The 3,421-nt window shown below is 54.0% G+C and carries 4 protein-coding genes; 2 read left to right on the top strand and 2 right to left on the bottom strand.

Annotated elements, in window-relative coordinates:
• The first annotated feature begins 115 nt into the window (after positions 1-115).
• Both ABYV26_RS23265 and ABYV26_RS23260 read left to right on the top strand, forming a co-directional pair.
• Entirely contained in the window at positions 116-937 is an 822-nt protein-coding gene (locus tag ABYV26_RS23265) for a hypothetical protein (RefSeq protein WP_372683741.1), read from the top strand.
• A gap of 57 nt (positions 938-994) precedes the next feature.
• Entirely contained in the window at positions 995-2,569 is a 1,575-nt protein-coding gene (locus ABYV26_RS23260; protein ID WP_372683740.1) for an arylsulfatase, read from the top strand.
• A gap of 114 nt (positions 2,570-2,683) precedes the next feature.
• On the opposite strand, the gene ABYV26_RS23255 is transcribed toward ABYV26_RS23260, so the two are convergent.
• Both ABYV26_RS23255 and ABYV26_RS23250 read right to left on the bottom strand, forming a co-directional pair.
• Positions 2,684-2,998, bottom strand: a complete 315-nt coding sequence (locus ABYV26_RS23255) for a HigA family addiction module antitoxin (protein ID WP_372683739.1) — start codon at positions 2,996-2,998, stop codon at positions 2,684-2,686.
• A 25-nt stretch (positions 2,999-3,023) separates the two neighbouring features.
• Entirely contained in the window at positions 3,024-3,290 is a 267-nt protein-coding gene (locus ABYV26_RS23250; protein ID WP_372683742.1) for a type II toxin-antitoxin system RelE/ParE family toxin, read from the bottom strand.
• Positions 3,291-3,421: the final 131 nt, after the last annotated feature.

Genomic DNA, 3,421 nt, shown 5'->3' with positions numbered 1-3,421 from the left:
TTTGGCGTGCTGTTGGGCGCCATTGCGGTACTGGGCGAATCCAACCAGCTCCTGCGGCTGGAAACGGAAGATCTAATATATTGAAAATGAAATACAAAATTTAAGGGGAAGAACAATGTGTATCAAACCAATCCTGATCATCTGTTTGACTGTGTTGGTGTTAGCACCAATATCCTGGGCTGAGGAAAAAGGCGGCGGGGATCTGCGAGCAGCCGTCCAGAATCCGGTGGGCGCCATGTATAGTCTTCCGTTCAAATTTAACTTTGATTATGGCGCACCCAACGGCGAAGCCTCTTTTCTGAACATCCAGCCGGTGATACCGATTACCGTGGGTGACTGGAATTACATCAACCGGATTATTGCCCCCCTTATCGATACACCCGGCCAGGTGACGGGCACCCCCGAGATCCCCAACCCGCCCCCCGGTGACGGGGCCACCGGGCTGGGCGACATTAATTACTCCCTGTTCGTTTCACCGGCACAACCAAAAGGCTTCATCTGGGGCCTCGGCCCATCCATCATGTTGCCGACGGCATCCGACGACCAGCTCGGATCTGAAAAGTGGAGCGCCGGTCCCACCGGCGTCGTCCTGGTCCAACCCAAATGGGGGACCTACGGCGGTCTTGTCCGGCAACTCTGGTCCATTGCCGGCGAAGATGACCGTGCCAGCGTCAACCAGACCCTGATCGAGCCCTTCCTGAACTACAACCTTCCCAACGGCTGGTATTTGGTCACCGACATGGTCATCACGGCCAACTGGCAGGCCGACTCGAGCAACCGCTGGACCGTGCCCCTGGGCGGCGGGTTTGGCAAGCTGCTCAAAATCGGCAGCCAGGCCATCAATGTGCGTGCGGAAGCCTACTACAATGTCGAAAAACCGGATTCGGCGCCGGACTGGCAATGGGGATTTACGATTCAGTTCCTGTTTCCCAAATGAATGACCTGCGAAAAATTTCATTTTAACGTTAACCATCAACGCACGGAGGAATAAAAAATGAGAAACAATAAATCCATTATGGCGATGGCTTTATTGCTGGCCCTGTGCCTGGTAGTTCCGTCAGCCCTTGCCGCCGACAAACCCAACATCCTCGTCATCTGGGGCGACGACATCGGTGTCCATAACATCAGCGCCTACAACCACGGCATCATGGGTTACAAAACGCCCAATATTGACCGCATTGCGAAAGAAGGCGCATTGTTCACCGACTCATATGCCCAGCAGAGCTGCACGGCCGGCCGGGCGTCTTTCATCCTCGGTCAGCACCCGTTCCGGACGGGCCTGCTGACCATCGGTATGCCCGGCTCCGATCATGGCATTCCCGACTGGGCGCCGACCATTGCCGACCTGCTCAAGGAACAGGGCTACACCAGCGGCCAGTTCGGGAAAAATCACCTGGGCGACCGCGACAAGCACTTGCCCACCGTCCATGGCTTTGATGAATTTTTCGGCAATCTCTACCACCTGAACGCGGAAGAAGAGCCGGAGACCTACTACTACCCGAAGGACCCCGAGTTCCGCAAGGAGTTCGGCCCTCGCGGTGTCATTCACTCCTTTGCGGACGGCAAAATCGAGGACACCGGTCCGCTGACCCGCAAACGTATGGAAACAGTCGACGAAGATTTCCAGGGCGCGGCTGAGGACTTCATGGAACGTGCCGTTAAGGCTGACAAGCCGTTTTTTGTCTGGCTGAGTGCCACACGGATGCACGTGTGGACGCGACTCAAGAAGGAGTCAGTGGGCCGCACCGGCATCGGCCTCTATCCTGATGGCATGGCTGAACACGACGATGCGGTGGGCAAGGCGCTGGCTAAGCTCGAGGAACTCGGCATCGCCGACAATACGATCGTGATCTACAGCACCGACAACGGGGCGGAATCATTCACATGGCCGGATGGCGGGATCACACCGTTCCACGGAGAAAAGGGCACTACCTGGGAAGGTGGTTTCCGCGTGCCGCTGGTCGTAAGATGGCCTGGAGTGATCAAGCCGGGGTCCGTCTTCAATGGAATCGTTTCGCAAGAAGACTGGATGCCAACGTTTCTCGCGGCTGCTGGCGAGCCGAATATTGTGGAAAAATTAAAGAAGGGGCACAAGGCCAACGGCAAGACCTGGAAGGTGCATGCTGACGGTTTCAATCTCATGCCCTATCTTAAGGGCGAGACCGCCGAAAGTCCCCGCAAGCAAATCATGTATTTCAGCCAGGGCGGTGAGCTGAATGCCGTGCGTTACGCAGACTGGAAAGTGCATTTCGCCCAGATCAGAGGAAACATTGCCACCGGCGAACGCGTTGTTACCGGTTGGCCGGCACTGGTGAATCTGAGGGCCGACCCTTACGAGCAGATGATGTTTGAAGGTGAAATGGGCTACCTGCGCTGGTATGCGGATAACATGTGGATCTTCGTGCCGATTCAGGGCGTCATCAAGGAGTTCCTCGCGACGATTCCGGACTACCCGCTCCAAAAGGGCTCCAGCCTGAGTGCTGCAGGCATCAACTACGGGCTGTTTGAAAAGATGGACGCACTCAAGCGTCTCCAGCAGCTGGAAACCATCAGCCGGCCGAACAATTAGTTCGCCTATTCACTGTCGTGGCGTCATTGCGCCGTTGCGTGACAAAAAGAAAATAATCTCACGCAACGGCGCAACGATAAATAAAGAAATCAACGATTAACTAGCATTGTCATATCAAGCGGCATCGAGAGGGTGAATTTGTTTGAGTTCCTTTTCATACAACCGCTCCGATTCCCAGATGTCTCTTGAGTGTTGAACCTTCAACCAAAATTCCGGAGAATTGCCGAACAGTCGGGATAACCGTAATGCCATGACCGGCGAGATGGAGCGGCGCTCTCGCAATAGTTCATTGATGGTCTGGCGTGAGACACCCAAGGCAGAAGCCAATGAGGCCGCATTCAAACCATAGTCAGGCATAAAATCTTCCCTTAGCATTTCGCCGGGATGAGTTGGGGCAAATTCTCTTTTTGTGGTGTTCGCTATGGCCATTTTCAGACTCCCTAATGATAGTCGGTTATTTGAACGTCATAGGCATCGCCATCGATGAAGCGGAAGCAGATGCGCCATGATCATTAATGGATATGGCGTATTGGCCTTCTCTCGATCCTCGCAAGGCATGAAGACGATTGCTGGGAGGCACCCTGAGATCTTTCAAAGTGGTCGCCAAATGGACATACTCCAAACGCCTCACGGCTCTTCGAATTAAATCCGGGGGGAGCCGTGTTGATTTACCTTTGATAAAAACGTGTTGGGTCTCTTTATCGGCAAAGGTTTTTATCATTGGAGGAATGTAAACTGTCACGTGACAGTTGTCAACCGTTTCAACTTAAGAGGTGAAAATTAATTTAATTTCGTGGCGCCAATGCGGCGTGGCGTGAGACATTTAAGTCAAGCCACAAGCCACGGCGCAAC

The sequence above is a fragment of the Desulfosarcina sp. genome (genome assembly GCF_041551955.1).
Classification (GTDB): domain Bacteria; phylum Desulfobacterota; class Desulfobacteria; order Desulfobacterales; family Desulfosarcinaceae; genus Desulfosarcina.
Note: the sequence above shows the minus strand (reverse complement) of the source record. Positions and strands in the feature narration are given on the sequence as shown.

What these genes read in the sequence shown, in the direction of transcription:
- ABYV26_RS23265 (WP_372683741.1), top strand. Translation starts at nt 116, where the DNA reads ATGTGTATCAAACCAATCCTGATCATCTGTTTGACTGTGTTGGTGTTA.
- ABYV26_RS23260 (WP_372683740.1), top strand. Translation starts at nt 995, where the DNA reads ATGAGAAACAATAAATCCATTATGGCGATGGCTTTATTGCTGGCCCTG.
- ABYV26_RS23255 (WP_372683739.1), bottom strand. Translation starts at nt 2,998, where the DNA reads ATGGCCATAGCGAACACCACAAAAAGAGAATTTGCCCCAACTCATCCC.
- ABYV26_RS23250 (WP_372683742.1), bottom strand. Translation starts at nt 3,290, where the DNA reads ATGATAAAAACCTTTGCCGATAAAGAGACCCAACACGTTTTTATCAAA.